At 67.2% G+C, this 22,945-nt stretch carries 22 protein-coding genes; 11 read left to right on the top strand and 11 right to left on the bottom strand.

Annotated features, from left to right (window positions below; genetic code table 11):
• Window positions 1-35: 35 nt before the first annotated feature.
• The 8 genes from HZZ10_RS16965 (at window position 36) to HZZ10_RS20120 (ending at window position 8,424) form a co-directional block, all read left to right on the top strand.
• Entirely contained in the window at window positions 36-1,004 is a 969-nt protein-coding gene (locus tag HZZ10_RS16965; RefSeq protein ID WP_179914418.1) for a carbohydrate ABC transporter permease, read from the top strand.
• Window positions 1,004-1,894: a carbohydrate ABC transporter permease gene (locus HZZ10_RS16960; RefSeq protein WP_179914417.1), complete on the top strand. Its 891-nt coding sequence runs from the start codon at window positions 1,004-1,006 to the stop codon at window positions 1,892-1,894. The genes HZZ10_RS16965 and HZZ10_RS16960 overlap by 1 nt, the downstream gene beginning before the upstream one ends.
• Entirely contained in the window at window positions 1,891-3,309 is a 1,419-nt protein-coding gene (locus HZZ10_RS16955) for a family 1 glycosylhydrolase (protein WP_308507609.1), read from the top strand. Before HZZ10_RS16960 ends, HZZ10_RS16955 begins: the two co-directional genes overlap by 4 nt.
• The gene (locus HZZ10_RS16950; RefSeq protein ID WP_179914416.1) at window positions 3,306-4,343 is read left to right on the top strand and encodes a glycoside hydrolase family 43 protein; all 1,038 of its coding nucleotides are present in this window, start codon (window positions 3,306-3,308) and stop codon (window positions 4,341-4,343) included. The genes HZZ10_RS16955 and HZZ10_RS16950 overlap by 4 nt, the downstream gene beginning before the upstream one ends.
• Window positions 4,344-4,740: 397 nt before the next feature.
• Window positions 4,741-5,568 (top strand): hypothetical protein, encoded by an 828-nt coding sequence (locus tag HZZ10_RS16945; RefSeq protein WP_179914415.1) that lies wholly within the window; start codon window positions 4,741-4,743, stop codon window positions 5,566-5,568.
• Window positions 5,568-6,602: a hypothetical protein gene (locus tag HZZ10_RS16940; RefSeq protein WP_179914414.1), complete on the top strand. Its 1,035-nt coding sequence runs from the start codon at window positions 5,568-5,570 to the stop codon at window positions 6,600-6,602. Before HZZ10_RS16945 ends, HZZ10_RS16940 begins: the two co-directional genes overlap by 1 nt.
• Window positions 6,599-7,294, top strand: a complete 696-nt coding sequence (locus HZZ10_RS16935) for an ABC transporter ATP-binding protein (protein ID WP_179914413.1) — start codon at window positions 6,599-6,601, stop codon at window positions 7,292-7,294. The genes HZZ10_RS16940 and HZZ10_RS16935 overlap by 4 nt, the downstream gene beginning before the upstream one ends.
• The gene (locus tag HZZ10_RS20120) at window positions 7,291-8,424 is read left to right on the top strand and encodes an FtsX-like permease family protein (protein WP_179914412.1); all 1,134 of its coding nucleotides are present in this window, start codon (window positions 7,291-7,293) and stop codon (window positions 8,422-8,424) included. The genes HZZ10_RS16935 and HZZ10_RS20120 overlap by 4 nt, the downstream gene beginning before the upstream one ends.
• Window positions 8,425-8,483: 59 nt before the next feature.
• Here HZZ10_RS20120 and HZZ10_RS16925 read toward each other — a convergent pair whose 3' ends face one another.
• The 3 genes from HZZ10_RS16925 to HZZ10_RS16915 form a co-directional block, all read right to left on the bottom strand.
• A complete protein-coding gene (locus HZZ10_RS16925; protein WP_179914411.1) occupies window positions 8,484-9,053 on the bottom strand; it encodes a hypothetical protein in 570 nt (189 codons plus the stop codon).
• Between the two features lie 95 nt (window positions 9,054-9,148).
• Window positions 9,149-10,654: a hypothetical protein gene (locus tag HZZ10_RS16920; RefSeq protein ID WP_179914410.1), complete on the bottom strand. Its 1,506-nt coding sequence runs from the start codon at window positions 10,652-10,654 to the stop codon at window positions 9,149-9,151.
• 172 nt (window positions 10,655-10,826) lie between these two features.
• Entirely contained in the window at window positions 10,827-11,507 is a 681-nt protein-coding gene (locus HZZ10_RS16915; protein WP_179914409.1) for a hypothetical protein, read from the bottom strand.
• A gap of 556 nt (window positions 11,508-12,063) precedes the next feature.
• Here HZZ10_RS16915 and HZZ10_RS16910 point away from each other — a divergent pair.
• Complete coding sequence (locus tag HZZ10_RS16910) at window positions 12,064-12,705, top strand: DUF4352 domain-containing protein (RefSeq protein WP_179914408.1); 642 nt, start codon at window positions 12,064-12,066, stop codon at window positions 12,703-12,705.
• Window positions 12,706-12,828: 123 nt separating this feature from the next.
• Here the strand turns inward: HZZ10_RS16910 and HZZ10_RS16905 are convergent, their stop codons facing one another.
• From HZZ10_RS16905 to HZZ10_RS16880, 6 genes are all read right to left on the bottom strand, one after another.
• Window positions 12,829-13,887: a hypothetical protein gene (locus tag HZZ10_RS16905; protein ID WP_179914407.1), complete on the bottom strand. Its 1,059-nt coding sequence runs from the start codon at window positions 13,885-13,887 to the stop codon at window positions 12,829-12,831.
• A gap of 188 nt (window positions 13,888-14,075) precedes the next feature.
• Window positions 14,076-15,314 (bottom strand): ADP-dependent glucokinase/phosphofructokinase, encoded by a 1,239-nt coding sequence (locus HZZ10_RS16900; protein WP_179914406.1) that lies wholly within the window; start codon window positions 15,312-15,314, stop codon window positions 14,076-14,078.
• Between the two features lie 121 nt (window positions 15,315-15,435).
• Complete coding sequence (locus HZZ10_RS16895) at window positions 15,436-16,293, bottom strand: ketose-bisphosphate aldolase (protein ID WP_179914405.1); 858 nt, start codon at window positions 16,291-16,293, stop codon at window positions 15,436-15,438.
• Between the two features lie 45 nt (window positions 16,294-16,338).
• Complete coding sequence (locus tag HZZ10_RS16890) at window positions 16,339-17,244, bottom strand: carbohydrate ABC transporter permease (RefSeq protein WP_218928907.1); 906 nt, start codon at window positions 17,242-17,244, stop codon at window positions 16,339-16,341.
• Between the two features lies 1 nt (window position 17,245).
• A complete protein-coding gene (locus HZZ10_RS16885; RefSeq protein ID WP_179914404.1) occupies window positions 17,246-18,202 on the bottom strand; it encodes a carbohydrate ABC transporter permease in 957 nt (318 codons plus the stop codon).
• An 87-nt stretch (window positions 18,203-18,289) separates the two neighbouring features.
• A complete protein-coding gene (locus HZZ10_RS16880; RefSeq protein WP_056135394.1) occupies window positions 18,290-19,570 on the bottom strand; it encodes an ABC transporter substrate-binding protein in 1,281 nt (426 codons plus the stop codon).
• Between the two features lie 258 nt (window positions 19,571-19,828).
• Between HZZ10_RS16880 and HZZ10_RS16875 the strand changes: the two genes are divergently transcribed.
• Both HZZ10_RS16875 and HZZ10_RS16870 read left to right on the top strand, forming a co-directional pair.
• Window positions 19,829-20,662: a DeoR/GlpR family DNA-binding transcription regulator gene (locus tag HZZ10_RS16875; RefSeq protein WP_179914403.1), complete on the top strand. Its 834-nt coding sequence runs from the start codon at window positions 19,829-19,831 to the stop codon at window positions 20,660-20,662.
• 144 nt (window positions 20,663-20,806) lie between these two features.
• Window positions 20,807-21,994, top strand: coding sequence for an HNH endonuclease (locus HZZ10_RS16870; RefSeq protein ID WP_179914402.1), 1,188 nt, complete (start codon window positions 20,807-20,809; stop codon window positions 21,992-21,994).
• A 14-nt stretch (window positions 21,995-22,008) separates the two neighbouring features.
• Here the strand turns inward: HZZ10_RS16870 and HZZ10_RS16865 are convergent, their stop codons facing one another.
• Both HZZ10_RS16865 and HZZ10_RS16860 read right to left on the bottom strand, forming a co-directional pair.
• Complete coding sequence (locus HZZ10_RS16865) at window positions 22,009-22,491, bottom strand: hypothetical protein (RefSeq protein WP_179914401.1); 483 nt, start codon at window positions 22,489-22,491, stop codon at window positions 22,009-22,011.
• Window positions 22,492-22,544: 53 nt separating this feature from the next.
• Window positions 22,545-22,754 carry a hypothetical protein gene (locus tag HZZ10_RS16860; protein ID WP_179914400.1) on the bottom strand — a complete coding sequence of 70 codons (210 nt, stop codon included), beginning with the start codon at window positions 22,752-22,754 and terminating at the stop codon, window positions 22,545-22,547.
• Window positions 22,755-22,945: the final 191 nt, after the last annotated feature.

The following is a 22,945-nucleotide window of genomic DNA, read 5'->3' as shown; positions in this document are numbered from 1 at the left end:
CCCCGGGGGCGGCCCCCACCCCGAGAGGCACCCTCATGACCACCGCGCACGTGGACAGGCCCCGCAAGCGGGCCTATCGCGCACCAGCCCCGCTCGGCGGCCGCGGAGGCTCCGGCGTGCAGCGCACCCGCTCCGGCGGCCGGCGCTCCCGCGCCGCCCTCGCCTTCCTCGCCCCAGCCCTGATCGTCCTCGCGGTCTTCGTCGTCTGGCCGATGATCTCCGCCCTGCAGATGTCCTTCACGGACGCGAGCGGCTTCGGCGAGGCCGAGTGGGTCGGGCTGGACAACTACGCCCGGATCTTCACCGACCCCGACATCCGCGACGCCGTGCTCAACACCGTCGTCTACGCGGTCCTGTTCACCCCGACCGCCGTGGTCGTCGCGCTCGGTCTGGCCCTGCTGCTCACGAGCGACAGGCTGCCGTTCCGCGGCATGTTCCGCACGGCGCTGTTCCTGCCCTTCATCATCTCGCTGGCCGTCGCGGCCCTCGCGTGGTCGTACCTCATCGACCCGCAGGTCGGGCTGCTGCACTACTGGTTGCGCGGCATCGGCATCGACCTGGGCAACGTGCTGCAGGACCCGACGCTCGCCATGCCCGCTGTCGCGCTGGTCGCGGTGTGGAAGAACTTCGGCTTCTACATGGTGATCTTCATGGCCGGCCTCCAGGAGATCCCCGGCTCGCTCTACGAGGCCGCCAAGATGGACGGCGCCAACGCCTGGACCCGCTTCTGGCGCATCACGCTGCCGATGCTGTCGAGCACCACGGCCTTCGTGCTGATCTTCGCGACCATCGCCGCGCTCCAGGCCTTCGACCAGATCTACGTCATGACAGGCGGCGGGCCCTACGGCAACACCCAGACGGTCGTCATGGAGATCTACGAGTCCGGCTTCCGCAAGCTCGACCTCGGCTTCGCGTCCGCGCTGTCCTACGTGCTGCTGCTCGCCACGCTCGTGCTGAGCATCGTCCAGTTCGTGTTCTTCGGACGCCGCGAGGAGGAGTCCTGATGTCCGTCACCACCCCAGCCCCTGTCCGCGCCCCGGCGCACGCACCCGCTGCGCCGCCGCGCCGCCGCCGGCGCATCCGTGCCTCGACCGTCGTCATGACGGTCGGTGTCACGGTCGCGACCCTGGTCGCCCTGCTCCCCCTGTTCATCGTGCTGTTCACGGCGTTCAAGCCGACGTCGGAGGTCAACGCCTTCCCGCCGACGCTGCTGCCCGACGCCTGGACCACGGCGAACTTCAAGCGGATCTTCTCCGACCTGCCCTTCACCCGGCTCATCGGCAACAGCTTCGTGTTCGCCGGCGGGGTCACCCTGTTCGCGGTGAGCTTCGACGCCCTCGCGGCCTACGCCCTGGCCCGCATCGACTTCCGCGGTCGCAAGCTCTTGCTCGTCGCGATCGTGGCCACCCTGATGATCCCGTTCCAGGCGACGCTCGTCCCCGTCTACCAGATCGTCAGCGACCTCGGCTGGGTCAACTCCTTCGCCGGGCTCATCGCGCCGCGCGCCGCCGACGCCTTCGGCATCTTCTTCCTCCGGCAGTTCTTCGTCGCGCTGCCTCGCGACCTCGACAACGCCGCCCGGATCGACGGCGCCTCGGAGCTCCGGGTGTTCTGGCAGATCATCCTGCCGAACGCCCGCCCCGCGGTCCTCACCCTCGCGATCTTCGTCTTCGTCAACAACTGGAACGACCTGCTCTGGCCGCTGGTCTTCACCACAGACAGGGAGATGGGCACCATCACCTCAGGACTCACCCAGCTGACAGGCCCCGGCGGGATCGTGCCGTACGGCGTCATGATGGCGGGCTCCCTCGTCGCCGTCGTCCCGCTGGTCTTCGCCTTCATGCTCGTGCAGCGCAAGTTCATCGAGTCCATCGCCACGACGGGGCTCAAGTGAGCGCCGCCGGCCGCACCCCGGGCCGGGCACCGGACCGTGACTCAGGCCGTGACCCAGGCCGCGCGCCGCGGTGGTACGAAGACGGCGCACTGCACTTCGGACTCGGGATCGAAGACACCTTCGTCCCGCAGGGCGGCCCGGGCGAGCGCCCGATCGACGAGTACGAGCTCACCGACCACTACGCCCGCTACTCCGAAGACCTCGGGCTGGCCTCCGACGCCGGCGCGACCTTCATGCGGTGGGGCGTCCCGTGGCACAGGGTCAACCCCGAGCGCGGGGTGTGGGACTGGTCCTGGGTGGACCGCGTGGTCGACAGGTTCGGCGAGCTCGGTCTGCGCCCCGTCATCGACCTGCTGCACTACGGCACCCCGCTGTGGCTCGACGGACAGTTCTCGAATCCCGACTACCCCCAGGTCGTCGCCGAGTACGGCGTGGCCTTCGCCGAGCGCTACGGCGACCGCGTCACCGACTACACCCCGGTCAACGAGCCGATGATCCACGCGCTGTTCTGCGGCGTCTACGGCTACTGGCCGCCCTACCTCACCGGCGACACAGGCCTCACCACGATGGTCCGAGCCCTCGGCGAGGGCTTCGTCCGCACCCAGCGCGGGATCGCCGAGGTGCTGGGCGACCGTGCGACCTTCATGCACGTCGACGCCTCCATGCGGTACGCGGGCGACGTGCAGGGCGAGCACCGCGCGACGGCCGAGAGGCTGCGGCACCAGGCGCACCTGGTCGAGGACCTCGTCACCGGGCGGGTCGACGACCAGCACCCGCTCGCCGGCGTGCTGCTCGGCCACGGGATGGACGACACGTCGCTCGCGTGGTTCGCCGACCACGCCGTCCTGCCGGACATCGTGGGGGTCAACTACTACCCGCGGATCTCGACCGAGGTGTTCGAGGAGGGGGTGCACCACGCGGGCGGATTTGCCGACCCGCGCCCCGCCCAGGACGCCGGCGTCGCCGGGCTCGTCGAGGTGCTGCTCGAGGCCGAGCGCCGGCACGGCGCCCCAGTCATGCTCACCGAGACGGCCGTCACCGCCCCGGTGGCCGACAGGGTCGCGTGGCTGCACGAGTCCGTCGCGGCGATCCGCACCCTGCGATCGCTCGGCCACGACATCGCCGGGTACACGTGGTGGCCGGTCTTCGACATGTACGAGTGGACGTATCGCCACGGCACAGCGCCGCGCGAGGAGTACCTGCTGACGATGGGCCTGTGGGACCTGGTGGAAGACGGGCGCGGTGGGCTGGACCGTCGGCGGACACCTGTGGCCGACACCTTCCGGACGCTCGCGACCGACGTGCGCGCCAATGGTGCTGTCGGTGCTGATGGCGCTGATGGTCCGGACGATGCCGATGACAGCACCGGTGCCGACAGTGCTGCCGGTGCCGCGGAAGAGACGAGGGTGGCATGAGCGAGGTCGTCGAGAGCGAGAAGACGGCCAGGCTGATCCCCAACCCGATCGTCCTCCAGCGGGCCGACCCCTGCGTGCTGCGCCACGACGGCCAGTACTACTTCACGGGCTCGCACCCGCTCTACGACCGCGTGGTCCTGCGGCGCGCGGAGCGGTTGGACGACCTCCAGTCGGCCGAGGAGGTGACGATCTGGGAGCGGCACGCCGACGGCCCCATGTCGCAGCTCATCTGGGCACCCGAGATCCACCGGGTGGACGGCGCCTGGTACATCTACCTCGCGGCTGCGCCCGACGCGCACGGGACTGTCGACGTCCCAGGCTCGGCCGAGACCTTCAACCACCGGGTCTTCGTGCTCGAGAACACCGCCGACGACCCCTTCACCGGGGAGTGGGTCGAGCGCGGCCAGGTGGACACCGGGTGGGAGTCCTTCGCCCTCGACGCCACGAGCGTCGTGATCGACGGCGAGCAGTACCTCGTGTGGGCGCAGCAGGCCTTCGACGTGCGGGGGCACTCCAACATCTACATCGCCCGGATGGCGGACCCGTGGACCCTCGCGACACCTGCCGTGCTGCTCACGAAGCCTGAGCACGACTGGGAGACCGTCGGCTTCTGGGTGAACGAGGGACCCTCGGTGCTGGTGCGCGAGGGACGGGTCTTCCTCACGTACTCGGCCTCGGCGACAGGCGTCGAGTACGCGATGGGTCTGCTGACGGCCGACCTCGGCAGCGACCTGCTCGACCCGGCGTCGTGGACGAAGAGCCCCGACCCTGTGCTCGTGTCCGACCCGTCGGTCGGCCAGTACGGACCCGGCCACAACTCGTTCACCGAGCTGCCTGACGGGACGCCAGTCCTCGTCTACCACGCACGCAGCTACACCGAGATCGCCGGAGACCCGCTCTGGGACCCCAACCGCCACGCCCGCGCGCAGGTGCTGCCCTTCGACGCGGACGGCAACCCCGTGTGGGGGACGCCGGTGCCTGACACGCGGCCTGTGCCGACGAGTCAGGAGGTGCTGTCGCCGGGTGGGGTGTAAAGACGAGGTCGGCGGAGGTCCTCGTCGTCCATGCGACTCCCACCGCTCCGCAGGCCCGGGCGGGACTGGCTGCAGGAGGTCGCTCCAGACGGCTGCTTGCTCTCCCCGAGGCAGGTCCGATACGTTCTCGAGTGCGATCGATGGAGAAGAGCCTCGGGGAGACCGACCTCCTTGTGAGACACGGCCTCCACCGTCGGTCGCATCGCAGGGGGACATGATGACAAGACCGAGACGGCGCGCGCCTCAAAGACGCCGCGGCCGACCGATGCTGCTGACTCACCGCCGGCCCGCGCTCAGCGTCTTCGCATCTCTCGCGGTGGCGCTGAGCGTGGCCGGTTGCTCCAGTTCTCCCGGCCCTTCTGACGAGTTCCTCGAAGACGACACTGCGGCACGGGTCGTGACCGCAGTCCAAGCACTCGACTACCCCTTCGAGAGTGACCCGTCGTACGCAGTGCGTGTCGGGAACCTGCAGACCCGCCTCATCAACGAGTGCGTCGCTACACAGGGCATACCAGTACCGATCGTCGGCGACCTCCCGCTCGAGAACGCGTCGGTGGCCGTCTCTCCGTCGAGACTCTGGTTGGTCCCCGGCGACGACTACGGCGTCTCGGCGGCCCTCTACGACCCCAAGGTCCTCGCCCAGCTCCGGTCGACTCCGGAGCCCCAAGAGGCAGAGGGCACCGCGGCCGAGGACGAGGCCTACTACCAGGCGGTCTACGGCCCTGAGGACGAACGGATCGACTTCCCGATCGGGGACGACGGGACAGCGTCCGTGCCCGTCGGCGGGTGCTTCGGCCAGGCGACGGAGACCATGTACGGGGTCGACGCCGCCACCTACGAGCGGACGTACTACGAGATCCCCAGCATGCGCGAGATCATGCGGACACTGACCGCCGACGACGACGTCCGCGCCAGCATGTCGTCATGGTCGTCCTGCATGAAGGACTCCGGGTACCGAGCAGACCAGCCAGACGACCTCTACGGCGTGATGAACGACTGGATCGCTGGGGTCGTCGAGGGGGTGACCCCTGTCGGCGTGGTCGCGGAAGCCGAGCGTGAGCTGGCCAGCGCTGACCTCGCCTGCAGGACGGAGAGCGGTTTCGGCACGGCGGTGTCGACGCGCTTCCTCGAGCTCGCAGAGGCTGAGATCGCCGCGAAAGAGGGCGTCGTCCAGGAGTACCGGACGATGGTCGAGCACGCACAGTCCCTCCTCGTGGACGGCTGATGCGCACCCGGCTCGTCGCACTCACGGCCGCGGCCGCAGGTCTGGTCGTGGGGTCTGCGGTGACCCTGGGGATCGCACTGGCGCAGTCACCCGGCACCGGCGACACCGAGCGCCCGGACGAGGCCGCCGTCTCCGCGCCGATGACCGTCCCCGTGACGAGCCAGGTGCTCGTCGACTCCGAGACGCTCTCCGGGGCGCTCGCCTGGGCTGATGCGGCCACGGTCGTCGCGTCCGACGGTGTCGTGACGTCGATGCCTGTCTCGGACGGCTCTGAGGTCGTGCCGGGCGCGCTCGTCGTCGTCGTCAACGACCGACCGGTGGTCGCGCTCCACATGCGTTTTGGTCTGTGGCGAGACCTCGTCGACGGGGACTCCGGCGCCGACGTCGTCGAGCTGCACACAGCCTTGTCCGAGCTCGGTCTGTACGGCGGCGACCCTCAGGCGCCGTTCGACGGCTCCACCCGAGCCGCTCTCGCGCAGATCGACGCCCGCCTCGCCGACGGGCCGCTCACGTCTGCCTCTGTCGCCGCAGTCGACACCTCGGGATCGACGCTGTCCGCCCCAGGTGTGGGCGTCGGGAGCAGGCTCGGTGAGTCGACGGTCTCTGTCCTGCGACACAGCGACCGACTTGCCGTCTCCGACAGCGGGCTCGCTGCTGAGCTCGTCGTCCCGGGCCAGGAGATCGAGATCTACGACGCCGCCGGAGAGGCCGCGTGGCGGGGGACGGTGAGCCAGATCGAGGTCGACGCGTCGCGCACGCTGCTGACGCTGACGGGCGACGGAGAGCTTCCTGCCGAGCCGACATCGGTGTCCGTCACGGTCGAGTCCACGCCGGGCGAGGTCCTGGCAGTCCCGCGCGCGGCCATCGTCCCGCATCCCGACGGCACGTCGACAGTCACCATCACCTCGGACGGGCCCGACGACGTGCCGGTGCTCGTCACGGTGGGGCTGTGTGCACGGGACCTCTGCGAGGTGACCCCCGAGACGAGCGCAGAGGCCGCTCTCGTCCCCGGGACCGCCGTCCTCGTCCCATGACGGGCTCAGCAGACGATCTCTCCTCGGCAGCGGTGCTCGAGGCCCGAGACCTCACCAGGACCTTCGACGAAGGACGCGTGAGACCGCTCGAGCACGTCGACGTCGACGTCCACCGAGGCGAGACGCTCGCTGTCGTCGGGTCGAGCGGCTCCGGCAAGACGACGCTGCTCAACATCCTCGGTCTGCTCGACCGACCCGACAGCGGTCACCTCGCCGTCGACGGTGTCGCTGTCGACGACCTGCCCGAGCGGCGGCGTGCCGTGCTCAGGGCGCGCAGCCTGGGGTTCGTCTTCCAGGACTCTCTGGTGGACCCCCGCCGGACGGCCGCGGAGAACGTCGCGCTCGCGCTCGTCTTCGCGGGTGTCCCGCGAGGGGATCGCCCCCAGGCCGTCGACCGCGCTCTCGCCTCCGCCGACATCGGTCATCGTGCGGGAACCCTGGCCGGGAACCTGTCGGGCGGAGAGCGGCAACGAGTCGCCGTGGCGCGCGCCATCGCACATCGTCCCGCGATCCTGCTCTGCGACGAGCCGACGGGGAACCTCGACGAGACCAACACCGAGCGGGTCTTCACACTTCTCGAGAGCTACGCGCGCTCAGGGGGTGCCGTCGTCATGGTCACGCACGATCTCGACCTCGCCCAGCGGTGCTCCCGGTCGATCCGGGTGGCGCACGGGGCGGTGGTGACCTCGTGAGGCGCAGTTCGGCACGGGACGTCGTCGAGCACGCGGTCCTCTCCGTGCTGCGCACCCCCGGACGGGCGCTCGCCTTCGGGGCTGCGGCCTTCGTCGCCGCTGCGCTGCTCACCCTCGGCCTCACCGATGCGGCGAGCCGGCAGGCGGACGTCACCGGGACCTTCGACGCGCTCTCCGCACAGACCGTGCAGGTGACGTTGCCGTTGCGTGGCTCGCCCTACACGACGCTCACCGCCGAGCAGATCGACGCGATACGGCAGGTCGACGGCGTGACAGGTGTCGCCTGGGGCTCCTCGCGACCGACTCTCGTGCGCACCACGACCGGGGCCGTCACGTCCCTCCGGTCGTGGACGGTCGACGGAGACCTCGACGTCCTCGAGCTGGAGACCAGCGGGCACGACGGCCCGCTGACGAAGACCACGTTGGCAGGCGGGGCGAGCCCTGTCGTGGGCCCCGACACCCGACGTTTCGACCATGTGGTCGTCGGCGGGCGGAGCACGATGCTGGGGGGCGTCATCACCGGTTCGCCGGTGATCGGCGCGCTGCTCGACGCCGTGGTCAGCACCGGAGACGGGACACCACCGACACTCTCCGCAGAGGGAGAGATCGTCGTCAGGGTCTCGTCCGGGTGGGCACCGGTCGTCGCTCCTCGTCTGGCGACGCTGCTCGCACCGGGCAACGAGACCTCCGTCCTCGTGCGCTACCCGCCTGATGCGGCCGGACTGCGCAGCGGCGTCCTCGGGTCGGTCGACTCGCTCGTCTACGTCGCCTCCGCCGCCATTCTCGTGCTCGGCGCAGGTGCAGTCATGGTCGGGACGTTCTTCCGCGTGCTCTCCGAGCGACGACTGCTCGGTCTCTACAGGGCGATCGGAGGGTCCGCAAGCTTCGTCGTGCTGACGATCACTGTCGAGGCGGCGATCGTCGGGACTGTCGGCAGCCTGCTGGGGACGACTGTGGGGCTCGGCGTCGCGGCCACGCGCTCGCTCGTCGACGGGACCGTGCTGGTCGTGCCCTGGCTGCTCGTCGGAGGTGGGGTGGTGATCGGGCTCGTGACGAACGCGCTCGGCGCCGTGATCCCCGCGCTACGGACTGTCCGGGAGTCTCCGCTGTCGGCGATCCGCTCCCGGTAGCCGTCGGGGCTCGGCGGCCAGGTGCTGCGGGGGGTGGCCGCGGTTCGAGGGCACGACCTTCACCCCTGTCGCTCGGCCTGCATCCGCCCGACCCACTCCTCGAAGGGGTCCGGGTCTGCGGCCGGCCAGAGCGACGGGACGTCGGTGTCGAGCTCGGCCTCGACCCATGCCCGGAACGCGGCGTGCGCCTCGACGGCGTCCTCGTCCTCGGGTTCCTCTCCCAGGTCCCACGAGCTGATCTCGTGATAGCCGACAGCGATCAGCCGGAGGAAGTCGACGGGCGAGTCCGCGAGCAGGTAGGTGTCACCGTCGGAGCCGAGCGCGACGAACCGCACCTGGTCCCCGTCGATCCACACCGCCCCGGTGCCGCCGTCTCCGGAGATCTGTGCGATGGGCACCAGCTGGTCGAAGCCCGGGTCACCCGGCTCGAACCAGCCGTCGAGCGACTCCTGCGCGGAGAACACAGCCCCGAGCTGACGGGTACCGGCGTACGGCGTGACGAAATAGCCGTTCGGCCTGTCGGCCACCCACCCCTGCTGCTCCATCCACGACCAGGCACGGTCGAGAGGCTCCGGGACCGCGAAGCCCTCGGGCAGACGCGGGGTCAGGAGCTCAGTGAGCCTGGACATCGGCGGTTCCTCTCGGTGGCTGACCTCCATGGTCGCGGACCTGGCCCCAGGAGTCTCGGGCAGGAGTCCCCATCGGGCCGCTCGCCCCGCGGGGGTCAGTCGAGGAACCCGCGCGGTGGCCCGTCGGTGACGGTGATGCTCTTGACCGCGGTGCCGTCGGAGGTCAGCGCGTGGATCCAGCCCCGGTCGAAGTCCCACACGTAGCCGCGGTCGCCGAAGGTCCCGGGGCGACTGAAGGCGATGTCGCCGATCACCGGGGCGCCAGGCATCCCGTCGACGAAGGCACCGAAACGCTCGCTCTGGTGACCACTGGTCCCGATCTCGACTGACGCGACGACACCCTTGCTCAGCCGGACGCGCACACCGGGCAGGCTGCTCACCCGCGCGACGAGGGCGTTCGACGACGGTCGTCCCAGGACGTCGAGGAACACCGTGAACTCGCCCGAGCGCCAGCGGTAGAACCGGTCTGACGGCGTCACGCCGCGCAAGACCGCCGTCATCGACGTCGGGACTTCGCCGCTGCCCGCGCTGAGCACGCCGTGCTTGCCGACGACGCCGTGCTCGACGACGAGGTCGCGGCGCCCGAACCTGTAGAGGTCGGTCCGGCCGCTCGACGCGACGGGACCACCGAGGGCCGCGCGGAGGCTTTCGCGGGTGAGCGGCTCGTCCGCCCCGGGGACCAGGTCTGCGGCGCTCCGGTAGCTCGAGTCACCAACCTCAGGGCTCAGGCTGACCTGCACGCTGATCACGCGGTCGTCCTGCACCTGCATCTCGACACCACTGTCGAAGGTGAGGAGTCGCCGACCGACCCCGGACGAGGCCGCCCACCGGCGGTGCGTGGTGCCCGCGAGGGCCGCGGCGGCTTGGAAGGCCGGGCTGGCCTCGGGCTCACCGATGGCCGCGAGGAAGACGCCGATCTGCCCAGCTGGTGGTGGCAGCGAAGGGGTGCGCTCCAGTACGACCTCGACGAGGCCGTCGTCGACGAAGGTCAGGTGGACGGGGTGGCCCTCGACCTGGAAGGTGTTGGTCTCCGGCTGGACGGGGGCGCCGAGGACGGCGCAGGCCTGGTCGCGGGTGCTGCCGACGGTCAGGCCGCCGATCAGGGCGGCCGGGCGCGGGTAGGCGTGGTCGCAGACGAGGGCGAAGGTCATGCGGAGCACACCCTCAGGGTCGGTGACGACCTCGGCTGTACCGGCAGCGAGCTGGCGGGAGATCTCGGCGCTCTCGCTGTCGGCAGACTCCCCCAGAGCGTCGACGTGCCACCAGATCTCGCCGCGGCACGGGTCAGGGAGCCGGCGCGTGCGCGAGGCGGACCAGTGCTCCGGGCGCCACGTCCTCCCGCTGGGATAGTAGAGAAGCTTGTCGTTGTGCTCCCCGCGCCAGCACTCCGTGACAAAGCTGCCCTCGACGGGCTCGCCAGCCATCTCCGAGGCGTAGTGCTCGTCCGTCAGCTCGAACAGCGCATCGGCAGAGCCGTGCCCGACCTGCTGGTCGACGCCGACCCAGGGGCGGCCCGAGTGGAGCTCGATGCCGAGACTCGGGCGCTGGTTGACCTGCACGAAGTGCTTGGGGTCCGGTCGGTCGCGCTTCTTCCGAGTCATCGTTGGCCTCCTGTGACAGCCGCTCGCACCTGCGGACTCATGCGGGCGCCTCGACACCTGGGGCGTCGTGGCTCCGCCTCCGGAACAGTGGTCACCCTATCTCGCGGCCTCCCGGACCGGCCCGGATGCCTAGGGACCGTCGTCGGACCACGTGCCCTTCCGGGTCGACCACTCAGGCCTCGTACACCTCGGACGGGATCGACGACGGGGACTCGTGGAGCCACACGGTGACGTCGGGATTCCAGCCGGCCAGCATCGTGAACCGTCCTCCCCTTAGAGGGAGCGGACGGTACGCAGACGACAGGTGGGCGGCGACAGACACGTGGACCCCGGGAAGATCGTCGGAGAGCGCCCGCCAGTCGACGTCGAGCCAGGTGTGCTCACCGCCGGCGAAGCGGTCCCACTCCGATGCTGACGCACCGGTGCGAGGAGTGGGGTACCTGGCGACGAGCTGCTGCCAGTCCTCCGCGCACCTCACCTCGTAGACCCGGTCGTCCTGCGGCACGAAGGACGACCACCTAGGCGGCTCGACCGGTACCCAGTGGTCTTCGGAGAGCACCAGGCCGACGGGCACACCGAGCGACGACGGTCGAGACGTGTGGACGATCTGCGGCCCTGTCGGGGCTGACCACCATCGTGCTGGCCAAGCACTCAGCGAGCGTTCGTCGACGACACCGAACCCGGAGCACCCGGCCGCGACGAGCTGGATCTCGCCGACCGAGTCCCACCACCAGCTGTTCGCAGAAGATTCCGTCAGAGAGTCCGCGAGGGGCCGGAGATCGTCTGCAGCACTCTCGAGGCCGTCCAGCAGCGCCCGGTCGTCCATCAGGTCGCCGTGCGCAAAGTTCGACACGACGCGACCTATGAGGTTCAGGAGCGAGTCGTCAGCCGACGTCGCCAGCTCTGTGGCGGGGTCGAGACCTTCCCTGATGGCGGCACGGATTCGGTCCGGGAGGCTCTCCGGCCCCCAACTGGACTCGCTGACAACTCCATCCCGCAGCGGTGCGGAGCTCTCCTGAAGGATCTCCCAGAGGATTCTTCGCCCTACGGGTCCGTCGACGAGCGAAGCGCTGCGTGGATCCACCTCTACAGCCCACTCTTCGTCACGCTGCGCATCGTCATCTAGACGACACTACGAGGAGCGACGGACCACACCGAGACAAGAAGTCCTAGATGCCAAGCATCTCTGCCGCTAGGTACCGAGACGTCATGACAGATCAGCCACCAGCCCGGTGGACCCGACCGCCGCAAGACCGTTCGAAATGTGTCCAAAGGCCCAGATCCTGCGCTGATCAGCGCAATAGGGTGCTCGAGAGCCGCCCACCAGCTCTCACAGCCGAGAGCGGAGCACCGACCCCGAGACCTGCTCCTCCGAGGTGCGACCTCATCTCGAGCCTAGGAGCTTCCCCATGAAGATCGCGCCGTTCGCCGTCCCTGTCCTGGTCCTCCTCGCTGCGTGCACAGCGTCGCCAGACCCCGTCTCGACGCCACCCGAGCCTGCGGGGACTCGCACCACGGAGAGCCAGCCGGTCGAGGATGAGCTGGCGGAGGAGACCTCAGCCGCCGCCGAGGAGCCGACCGCCGAGCCGTCGCCGGTCGTCAGCACCCCACCCACGGACGAGCGCGGCGACATCATCAAGGTGGTCGGGGAGCTCGGCGGCATGACCGACGCCAACGACGAGTGGACCGTCGACTTCACGGCGACGTCGATCTCCCTCGGGACCTGCACGTCGTCCTTCGCGGAGCCCGCGCTCAACGGGCACTACCTGGTGCTCGCCTTCGACGTGAACACCCACCCTGCGCTCGACACCACGTACGGAGGGTTCAGCTTCAACCCCTACGACTTCGTCGTCTTCGACTCGAACAACATGCGGGTCAACGACCCCGTCGGCAACGCCTACAGCTGCCTCGACTCGACCGAGACGCTCCCCCAGGAGATGGGCCCGAGCGAGTCCGCCTCCGGGAAGATCGCCTTCGACGTCCCGACCGAGACGGGGACGATCGCGTACCGGCCTGCTGACGTCGACAACGGGTGGACGTGGAGCTACTGAGCTACCGGAGGCGGGCAATACGCGTATCAGCCGCCGAAGGAGATCTACCCCTTTCGTCGGCGGCGCAAGTCATCTGGACTTCGAATACCACGGCGAGAAGATGGACCGCAAGGCGAACGAGCATCACCGACGCCGGGCATCTACATTCGGCTTCAACACGAAACGCCAAATTGGAAATGTTATGGATTGATAGTCTTGCGGCAGGAGCGCCTCGAAGTCACCTAGCCCCTCTTGAACATCTAGAGCAACTACTCCCAGAGATGTTTTTGTCGCAAGATCATATCTCCTTGAGTGCATTGTTGATAACGGCCCGTGCATCTGGGGAGCCAGGTCCCGCTCCTCAGGGAGGGCGGAGAATCGAATCTCCACGACCCCCTCTTCGGAGACACTATCAACTCTATCGACATCCCATCCGCCGTACATCATCAAGAAGTATGCAAGACTTTTCTCGTGCCTCAAGACTAGAGGTTCGGAGGCGACGAAGAAGTCAACCGCACCGATCGTGAATTCGATTCGACCGTCGTCCCCCACATCGCGCCACTTCTCGCCATCCGACCGGATGACCATCTCAATGGGAAACTCACTACCCACCTGCACATCCCCAAGAATCGAGAACTGATTCAGCATAATACAATCATGCAGCGATATTCGGAACCCGCCCCCGACTCCTCGGTCGAGGTCGTCGATGGAAACCAAACTCCAAATGAACATCTCGGAATGGTAGATGGCAAGGAAGACGTCGACACCATACAGCTCGCCGAACCTCCGGAGTCGTCGAACTTCACTCGCGCTAAATTTAACCGCCTCGTCAAGAGATGCCTTGCGAGGCCCTCTGACCGCCTTAACGTCGACGAGCAACCGTCGCCCATCTTTAAGGCTCAGGAAATAGTCTGGCGCCTTCACCGAATCGCCATCGAAATATATGTCCCCTGTGTCTACAAACGTCATGAGGTTGCAGGAATCCAAAGAGGCGATCAGCGATGCAAAGAGCGCCTGGGTTCGCCAACCGTTAACCGTCGACTCAACCCGCAGATCGCGAAGGAGGGTCGCTCGAATATCCCCCACCACGGCGTCGACTCGGGCAGGATCTGCGATTTCGGTGTCCCGAGCCGAAGTGTCAAGCCTTCGGTAAAGGTCAATCCCATCCATTGCCGCGTTGCGCGGGAGCTTCTCAAGAGACATGGCCGGATCGTATCTCGTAACCTGTCCAACACGCGACGAACTGGTGGTTGAACCTTTGACTGTCCTCACCCCGCCCCCTGGAGGGGCCACCTGAGAGCCGCAAACACCTTCGCCCGAGACGCCATCGGATCCTGGCGAGCCTCACGCGCCCGCGTTTCATTGAAGCATCCGGCAAGAGCGTGTGGCGGTTAGGCGGCTTTCGAGGGCGGAACCCGCTTTCCTGAGTCTGGCGGACGCAGAGCCTTCGCCCACGCCTCGATGAAGCCGCCCACAAAGGTGTCACCGAGCCCGATCGTCGTCGGAGTGGATGTGTCGAGGACGAAAGCCGGCACTGCAATGGTCGATCCCCCATCACGGCCTTCGAGCGTCTGACCGAGGATCGCCCCACCCTCATGCACAGCCAACCGCCCCACAGCCTCGTAGTCCTCCACCGTGAACCCGTCCCCGTAGCAGTACCGAGTACTAGCCATCGTGATCCCGCCCTGCAGCGCAGCCCGCAGCTCCCCCGCCCGCTCGCCCCGCGCCAGCGACCAGTACTTCGTGTGCACCACCAGCGTCCGCGCCGGGATCACCGCATGCAGCTCCCCCAGCGCCCGCTCCACGTCATCAACATCCAGCAGATCCACCCCCCGCCCGAGGTACGCCTGCATCTCGTCTTCGTTCATCGAGTACACGTCGATGCGGTCGAGGATCCGGTCCCGCACCCGCGTCGCGAACTCCGGGATGTGATACCCAGCGTCCTCGTAGAACACCAGCGACCCCGCCGGCATCCGGTCGATGTCCGCAGCGATCCGCGCCAGCCGCTCTTCGAGCAGCACCTCGTCCTGGATGACGTTGAACCCGGCGACCATGAACACGTCAGCCGTGCTCAGCACGTCCCCCAGCTCCTCCGCGATCACCAGGTCGCGGTTGGGCGGGTCGTTCGCATAGATGATGCGGTTCGGGTGCGGCGCCGTGAAGTCGATGTCCCCGGCAGCCACGCGCACCCCAGCCCCGAACTGCACGATGAGGTGCGGGTCCGTCGAGTCCTGCTCGGCCGAGCAGATGTACGCGCACCCCTCCGGCAGCAGCCGCCGCACGTGGTCGTCGATGCTCACCAGGTGCAGCGTGCACGTCACGCCGAGGGTCCGCATCGCGATGGCCGCGCGCACGCACGTCCCACCGAGCGTGATCTCCCGCTGGAACCGCGCGGAGAACGTCTCGATGATCTCGGACGATGCGACGAACCGCTCCCCACCGACGCCGTCCCGCACGAAGGCCAGCAGTGTCACCACCAGTGCCCGCTCGCTCGTCACGGGCACGGAGGTCGTGAGCTCGTCGGCGCGGATGTCGTACTCGCGGATCAGCCCTTCGAGCACACCCGAGTCCCACACGATCTCGTAGTCGACGGTCCCGCCGAGGCCGAGCACCAGCCGCTTGTTGTCCATGGTCGTCCTGTCCTCCGTGCGCCCGCGCTCCGTCGCGCGTCGCCTCATCATGTGCGAGTACGCCGCTGACCGCCCTCCTTGTGCAGGTGGGCGGCCAGGGCCATCTAGGGGGTCGTGCCGGTCAGTACAGGTCGGCTTTGCCGGCCGCGTTGAACAGGTCGATCTTCTGCGCGGCGACGACCTTCATCGCGGCGACCGACGGCGGCTGGATGCTGTTGGGCTCGCGCTCCCCGGCGTCCAGGAGGACCTCGCGCATCTTGCGGTGGTAGGCCGCCTTGATGTCGCTCGAGATGTTGATCTTGTTGACGCCGAGCTTCACGGCCTGGCCGATCTCGTCGTCAGGGTTGTTCGAGCCACCGTGCAGCACGAGCGGGATCGGCAGCAGGTCCTTGATCTGCTCGAGCAGGTCGAGGCGCAGCTCAGGCTTGAGGGTCGAGGGGTAGAGCCCGTGGCTGGTGCCGATCGCGATGGCGAGGGAGTCGACACCGGTCTCCTTGACGAACTGCACGGCCTCGTCGGGCACCGTGTAGATGATCTCGCCGCCGGCCTCGGCCTGCTCGTCGAGCTTGCCGATGGTGCCGAGCTCGCCCTCGACCGAGAGGCCCACGGCGTGCGCGGTCTCGACGATGCGCTTGGTCAGCGCGACGTTCTCGTCGAAGGGCAGCATCGACCCGTCGATCATCACGGAGGTGAAACCGGCCTGGATGGCGGTGAGCACCTGCTCGTAGCTGGCGCCGTGGTCGAGGTGGATCGTCACCGGCACGGTCGAGCGGTGCGCCCGGGCGATGATCGAGTGGAGCATGTCTGTCCCGATGTGGCTGAGCTCGTCGGGGTGGATCGCGATGATGACGGGGGCGTTCTTCTCCTCGCTGATCTCGAAGATGCCGTTCATCATCGCGTAGTCGCTGACGTTGAACGCGGGGACCGCGAAGTCGTTGTCGTTGGCGACAGCGAGCAGGTCCTTGCCGTTGAGCAGCATGAGAGATGTCTCCTTCTGAGGGGTGTGCGGTGGGGGTTGAGGGGGTCAGCTCTTGACCGACCCGGCGGTGAGCCCGCCGATGAAGTACCGCTGGAAGAAGAGGAAGAGGATGAGCACGGGGATGCACCCCAAGATGCTCATCGCCATCATCTCGTTCCACTCGTACGAGTGCTGGCCCATGAGGAGCTGGATCCCGATGGGCACCGTGCGCATGTCGTCGGTGCGGGTGAGGGTGAGCGCGAAGAGGTATTCGTTCCACGCGATCATGAAGGTGTAGATGCCGACCGAGACGATCCCGGGGATCGCGATCGGCACGAGGATCCGCCAGAGGGCTGTGAGCGCCCCGGCGCCGTCGACCTTGACTGCTTCGTCGAGCTCTTTGGGCAGGGTGTTGAAGTACCCGGTGAGCATGATGATCGCGTAGGGCAGCGTGAACACCATGTAGGTGAGGATCAGGCCCTGGTAGGTGTTGTAGAGCTTGAGCGTCACCATCAGCCCGAAGAACGGGATGAGGAGCGTGATCGGCGGGACGGCCTGGACCGTCACGATGATCATGCTGAGCGCCCGCTTGCCGCGGAACTCGTAGCGGCTGAACCCGTACGCCGCGAAGATCGCGACGATCAGGGTCAGCGCCGTGACGGACAACGACACGACGTAGCTGTTGACGAAGAATCGCACCTTGACGGGGTCGCAGAGGATGGTCGTGTACGCATCGAAGGAGAAGTTCTCCGTGATGATGCGCGGCGGGAACTGGAAGATCTCGGAGTTCGCCTTGAAGGAGCTCGAGAGCATCCAGAAGACGGGGAAGCCTGCGAAGAGCGAGCCGATCACGAGGGCGATCGAGACGCCGATCTTCTGGAGCCGCTGCTCTTTGGCGCGCTTCTCGCCGGCCGGCCTGGTCTTGATGGTCTGCGGCGCCGAGGTGGGCGCCGGGGTCACTGTGGTGGTCATGTCAGTCCCGCGCATTCTGGTGACGGGCGTAGAAGAACGCCAGGACCAGGGTGGCGAGCAGCACGATCACTGCGGCCGCCGAGGCCATCGAGAACTCGTACTGCGAGAACGCCAGCTTGTAAGTGAAGGTGCTGACCATCTCGGTGACGTTGAGGGGGCCACCTCCCGTGGTCATCCAGATGAGCGCGAACTGCTGCGACGTCCAGATGAAGTCGAGCATCGCCATCGAGATGATGATCGGCTTGAGCTGCGGGAGCGTGACGTTGAAGAACTGCTGCCGGGCGCTGGCCCCGTCGACCGTCGCCGCCTCGTAGAGGTCCTTGGGGATCCCCTGGAGCCCTGCGAGCAGGCTGATCATGTAGAAGGGGTAGCCGGCCCAGATGTTGATGAAGGTCACGGCGAACAACGCCGTCGAGGGCGAGGACAGCCACTCGACGTTGTGGTCGATGATCCCGGCGAGGTCCAGCAGGTAGTTGACGACGCCGTTGGGGTTGAGCATGAGGCGCCACAGCACCGCGATGATCGCGACGGTGAACAGCCACGGCAGCACGTAGATCACGCGGAACAGGGCCTTGACCTTGTTGCCGAGCAGCTTGGTGTTGAGCAGCATCGCGAAGCCGAGCCCGAGCAGCAGGTGGGCGATGACGCTCGAGCCCGTGAACACCAGGGTGTTGCGGACCGCGACGAGGAACGTCGGGTCGGTGAGGATGTCGACGTAGTTGCCGATCCCGACGAACACCGGGTTCTTGTTGGTGATGACGTTGTCCATCAGCGAATAGCTGATGACCATGATGATCGGCACCAGCAGGAGCACGATCATCAAGATGCCTGTGGGCGACAAGAACGCGTAGGGGACGAGGGCCCTCTTGAGGGACTTCCTCCGTCGCGGGGTCGGTGCGACCTCCGTCGACCGGTCGAGACCGGTCTTCGCGTCACGGTCTGCGAGTGCAGGCCTCATGGCGCTTCCTCCTCAGGTTTGCGGTCGCGCCGCCGGGGTTCAGGGGGGATCCCCCGACGGCGCGACCTGCTAGATACCAGGAACGGTCTAGAACTCCGCCGTCCAGGCGTCTTGCGACGCCTGCAGCATGTCGTCGACCGACTGGTCACCGGTGAGTGTCTTCTGCAGCTGCTCGTCGAAGAGGCGCATGAGCTGCTCTGCGACGGGGAGCCCGACGAACTCGTTCGCGGGGTACCCGGACTTGTAGATCTCGAAGGCGGCCGCGAAGGTCTCGTCGTCTTCCACGAAGTCGGGTACGGAGGTGGTGTTTCCGGGGAAGGCGTTGGCCATGGACGAGAGGTCCGAGTTGGTCTTCTCGCTCATGAGGAAGTCCACGAGCTTCCAGGCCTCTTCTTTGTGCTCGGAGTTCTCCGAGACGCCGATGCCCCACGACGCGTACGGGATGCCCCGCTCACCTGTGAAGTCGTCCTCGGCCGGGACGGCCGAGACCGAGAAGTTGAGGTCCGGGTTGGACTCGCGGATGAGGTTGATGTGCGCGAGGGAGTCGATCATCATGCCGACGCGGCCGTTGGTGAACTCTTCGACCTTGTCCTGCTCCTTCATGGTGAGGGAGCCCGGTGCGACGACACCGGCGTCCCAGAGGGACTTGACGTAGTCGACCGCAGAGGTGACGTCGGGGTTGGTGAGGTCCGGCTTGCCGTCGGCGAGCATCGTGCCGCCCGAGGCCCAGGCCCACGACATGACGTCGTTCTGGATCCCGTTCGGGGCCTCGAGGGACAGCGGGACGATCCAGCCGTAGGTGTTGTCGCCGAGGGCGGTGACGGCCTCGGCCGCCTCCGTGAACTCGGTGCGGGTCGACGGCGGGGCGTCGACGCCGGCCTGAGCGAGGAGGTCGTCGTTGGTGAACATCGGGTAGACGAAGTTCACGACCGGGATCATGTACGTCGAGCCCTCGATCTGCACCTGGCTCGCGAGCTGGCTGTCGTCGTACTTGGCGTCCGTCATGAGCTGGGACATGTCGGCGAGGGCGCCCTGCTTGGCGAAGTCGCTCACCCATGCACCGTCGAGACCGACGACGTCGGACATGGTGCCTGTCGCGGCTCCGGCGACGACCTGCTCCTTGGTGGAGGCGTAGGGGCCGCTGAGGAGCTCGACCTTGATGCCGGGGTTCTCGGACTCGAAGGTGTCCATGAGGGCCCGGAGCTCACCCTCGGGGAGCTCGGGCTCCCACCACTGTGCGAACTCGATGGTGACGCTGCCGTCCGCCGAGGCGTCGTCTCCGCCTCCCGAACAGCCCGCCGCGAGCAGTACTGCCATCGTCGCGGCGACAGCGCCGACGACCTTTGTCGAACGAGCGTCGTTGCTCATCTCTCTCCCATCAGACACGTGCTGGATTGCGCCGACTTCTGCGTCTTAGTGCACGATTAGCAGCACTGTAGGCGCGTCTCTGACCGGCCGTCAAGCAGTAGATGCCTGGGAACTTGCTGAGATCGTGACACAGGTCACCCAGTTTGGGTCGACTTGAGCGGCTCTGAACCGCAGATTCGTGCACGTGAGTGCGGTTTTCTTCGGCTCTTCGCGGCCGGGGACTCCCCAGAAGACGCATGGACGTGCTAGAAACGGGGGATGGTAGCCATCACAACGACGGGCAGCGATCGTGCCGGCACACCCCGCCGCTTCCCCGCTGGCCGCAAGGCAGAGCTCGCGGCATACGTCTCCGAGGCAGGTCGGGTGACCGTCGCGGAGATCGCCGAACGCTTCGACGTCTCCACCGACACGATCCGCCGAGACCTCGACCGCCTGGCCGAGGACGGCGTCCTCGTGCGCACCCATGGGGGCGCGATGAGCAAGACCGCGCTCCCACAGATCAACACAGGCTTCGACACCCGGCTCGGGTACCAGTCGGAGGCCAAGGAGAAGATCGGCGCCCTCGCCGCGACGCTGGTCGACGACAACTCTGTCGTCATGATCAACGCGGGGACCACGACCGTGGCGCTGGCACGCGAGCTCAAGGACCACCGCGGGCTGACGATCGCCACCAACAGCCTGCGACTGCCGCCCGAGCTGTCGACCGACTGCTTCCGCGGGCTGTACGTGTTCGGCGGGGCCGTGCACATCGCCGACCAGAAGACCATCGGACCGGTGAGCTTCCACTCGTCGACCGGCAACCACGACCTCGACGTGCAGTGCGATCTCGCTCTGCTGGGGGTGGGAGCGGTCTCAGCAGAGACGGGGTACTCCACGAGCAACCTCGAGGAGGCGACCATGATGAGCGAGATGATGGCGCGGGCGTCCAGGGTCGCGATCTTGGCGGACTCGTCGAAGTTCGGGCGGCGGCTGTTCGCGCAGATCGCGAGCCTGGGGCGGGCGGACTACTTCGTGACGGATGCGGAGCCGCCGGAGGAGCTGGCGGGGGCGTTGCGGGAGAGTGGGGTGGAGATCCTCGTTCCCTCCACCTGAGCCAGCCCTGCAGCAAGACCACCCGGTCAGATTCTTCTCGATCCGAACTTACGGATCAATCTCGACGATGAGCCACGTTTGTCAACCATAGGATCGCCATGACCTGAGGCCGCCAGCGGCCAGGGCACGCGATCTGGGGGATCTGTGGCACGCCTGTCTGACCTGACTGAGTCAACCGCCGTAGAAGGTGCGATCAGCGAGTTCCGGCGGCTGGGCCGGCATGCCTTCCTCAGTCAGTACGGATTCCGAGAGTCTACGGACTACTTCATCCTCGACGACGGGGACATGATCGACAGCAAGCCCGTTGCGGCTGCTGCGCTCGCGCGCCAACACCCCAACGCCGCACAACCCGGCCCGAAGTACTTCGAACGGGGAACGTCTAGAACAGTCAGAGCCCTAGAAGCTCTCGGATTCACCGTTGTCACCCGCGCACAGCTCCACCCCCCGCTGCCGGGAGCCCAGTATCGGAGCCGAACTGAAGTCCAAGCGGCTTTCGGCGGGGACAATGTAGCCGGGCCAATCCGCTTCCCCGGCGAGGACGTCGTCAACCTCTTCTCAGACGAGAACGGGCCATACACGGATGATCCCCCCTCCCTGAGTGAGACCTTCGGCTACAGGGGGCAGGGCTCGTCTGGCCCTCAGCGCGTTGACTTCGGGGCGAACCCACTCATCGAAGATGCTCGGGAGTCCGGCTCTCCAGTGCGCTTCTGGCACAGACCTAAGGGTGGAGTGTTCACCTTCGAGTGCTGGGTCGTGGTCGAGAGTCGGGCCTGGGTTATGGGCATCGGCAAAGATAAGAAGCAACGTGTCGAGATCAACTGGCGGCTTAGGCCGGTGCCTGGCCCCAACCCAGCAGAGTGGCCAGAAGCTGCCAGGCTCGCTCATAGCGTGACACCGCTGACTCGCGAGGAAGTAGCTGGGGCCGCAGAGGTGACCCCCGCACCCACCTATGACGACCTCGTCCGACGGGTGGAGGAACTCCAGCAAACAGCCGAGCCGCATGCTGTCAGCAGGACCGCATACCAACGGCAATACGCTGCGCGACGGGCTGTGCTGATCCGGTCAGACGGACAGTGTGAGTCCAAGCGGTGCACAGGCATGCCGCCCGAACCGAACCGCCGAGGTCAGCCGATCCTCGATGTGGACCACATCGTGGAGCTCTCGCAGGGCGGAGAAGACCACCCTCTCAACATGGTGGCTCTGTGTCCCAACTGCCATGCAGCGAAGACACGGGGCAAGCACGCGAAGCGCTGGGAGAAAGAGCTCAGCCGAATCGCAGCGGCCGCACATGACCAGAGCCGATTCGCCGCGATTGAAGGATCCGGGGCCTGAGGGTCACCGTCCTCCTACGACGCGCGGTACTCGGGAATCGCGTCTGACGTCAGATGAGGCCATCGTCCCCGCCAACCGTAGATCTCGGCAGAGTAGACCTCGACGATCTCCGCGTCGTAGCCCTCCAGATCCTCACCATACGCATCGACGAACGGTGCCCAATCGTCTAACCACGTCAGAGGGCCATGGGCACCGCGGGCGTCGAGGATGTCACCCGATGGCATCCGCACACCTGCATGAACCCATCCAACGACTCCACCGTCACCATCTCCCACTGCTACGACGGGCCAGCCGGTCACCTCATGCAGAGCATCCGAGAGGAGATCGCACTCCCCCTCGGTGAACCGCTCTTCGAGTTCGGGACTGAGAGCTGAAGCCCCCGATGCGTTGGGCGGGCTGGCCGTCCTGGCTGCGAGGATGGCATGAGCCGCAGACAGCGCCAGAGCGTAGCGATCCCCCTGGCGCTCGAACGAGTCGGCATCACAGGGGGATCGCATGCGGTTCACGGTACTGAGCTACAGACCTGGTCGTCCGCGCCCGTCAACCAGGTCTATTCGCCGCCAGTCTTCAAGTTCTCGATCGCCGCGTCGTTCTCCGGCGACTCGATGCTCTCGGTGACGGCCGCCTCTTCGTTGACCTCTTCCTCGGAGGCATCGCGAGGCTCGTCGGCGTGCGGGTTGACGTCCTGGTCTTCCTTGAGGTTCACGGGGACCAGGGGTACGGGGTAGCCGCCCTGTCCACCAAATGCGTTGGTCGTCATGGTGTCCTCCTCAGCGTCGTTGCGGATCGGTGCCCTCTCATCCTCACCGACTGACGGGGTGCTCACACCTCGAGAACGGCTCAGTCCTGTGGACGCAGAGTGGCAGGCACAGGAGAGGGGCGCTGCTGCGGCACCCGATCCGTTCCCATCCGCTCTAGCCCGCCCCATCTCCCCGGCACGCCGTTGTGCCT

Source organism: Sanguibacter inulinus, from assembly GCF_013415325.1.
In the GTDB taxonomy this organism is placed as follows: domain Bacteria; phylum Actinomycetota; class Actinomycetes; order Actinomycetales; family Cellulomonadaceae; genus Sanguibacter; species Sanguibacter inulinus.
This window is presented reverse-complemented; position numbering and strand designations above follow the sequence as displayed.

Coding starts and splice junctions, on each gene's coding strand:
- HZZ10_RS16965 (WP_179914418.1), top strand. CDS start 36: ATGACCACCGCGCACGTGGACAGGCCCCGCAAGCGGGCCTATCGCGCA.
- HZZ10_RS16960 (WP_179914417.1), top strand. CDS start 1,004: ATGTCCGTCACCACCCCAGCCCCTGTCCGCGCCCCGGCGCACGCACCC.
- HZZ10_RS16950 (WP_179914416.1), top strand. CDS start 3,306: ATGAGCGAGGTCGTCGAGAGCGAGAAGACGGCCAGGCTGATCCCCAAC.
- HZZ10_RS16940 (WP_179914414.1), top strand. CDS start 5,568: ATGCGCACCCGGCTCGTCGCACTCACGGCCGCGGCCGCAGGTCTGGTC.
- HZZ10_RS16935 (WP_179914413.1), top strand. CDS start 6,599: ATGACGGGCTCAGCAGACGATCTCTCCTCGGCAGCGGTGCTCGAGGCC.
- HZZ10_RS16925 (WP_179914411.1), bottom strand. CDS start 9,053: ATGTCCAGGCTCACTGAGCTCCTGACCCCGCGTCTGCCCGAGGGCTTC.
- HZZ10_RS16920 (WP_179914410.1), bottom strand. CDS start 10,654: ATGACTCGGAAGAAGCGCGACCGACCGGACCCCAAGCACTTCGTGCAG.
- HZZ10_RS16910 (WP_179914408.1), top strand. CDS start 12,064: ATGAAGATCGCGCCGTTCGCCGTCCCTGTCCTGGTCCTCCTCGCTGCG.
- HZZ10_RS16905 (WP_179914407.1), bottom strand. CDS start 13,887: ATGTCTCTTGAGAAGCTCCCGCGCAACGCGGCAATGGATGGGATTGAC.
- HZZ10_RS16900 (WP_179914406.1), bottom strand. CDS start 15,314: ATGGACAACAAGCGGCTGGTGCTCGGCCTCGGCGGGACCGTCGACTAC.
- HZZ10_RS16895 (WP_179914405.1), bottom strand. CDS start 16,293: ATGCTGCTCAACGGCAAGGACCTGCTCGCTGTCGCCAACGACAACGAC.
- HZZ10_RS16890 (WP_218928907.1), bottom strand. CDS start 17,244: ATGACCACCACAGTGACCCCGGCGCCCACCTCGGCGCCGCAGACCATC.
- HZZ10_RS16885 (WP_179914404.1), bottom strand. CDS start 18,202: ATGAGGCCTGCACTCGCAGACCGTGACGCGAAGACCGGTCTCGACCGG.
- HZZ10_RS16880 (WP_056135394.1), bottom strand. CDS start 19,570: ATGAGCAACGACGCTCGTTCGACAAAGGTCGTCGGCGCTGTCGCCGCG.
- HZZ10_RS16875 (WP_179914403.1), top strand. CDS start 19,829: ATGGTAGCCATCACAACGACGGGCAGCGATCGTGCCGGCACACCCCGC.
- HZZ10_RS16865 (WP_179914401.1), bottom strand. CDS start 22,491: ATGCGATCCCCCTGTGATGCCGACTCGTTCGAGCGCCAGGGGGATCGC.
- HZZ10_RS16860 (WP_179914400.1), bottom strand. CDS start 22,754: ATGACGACCAACGCATTTGGTGGACAGGGCGGCTACCCCGTACCCCTG.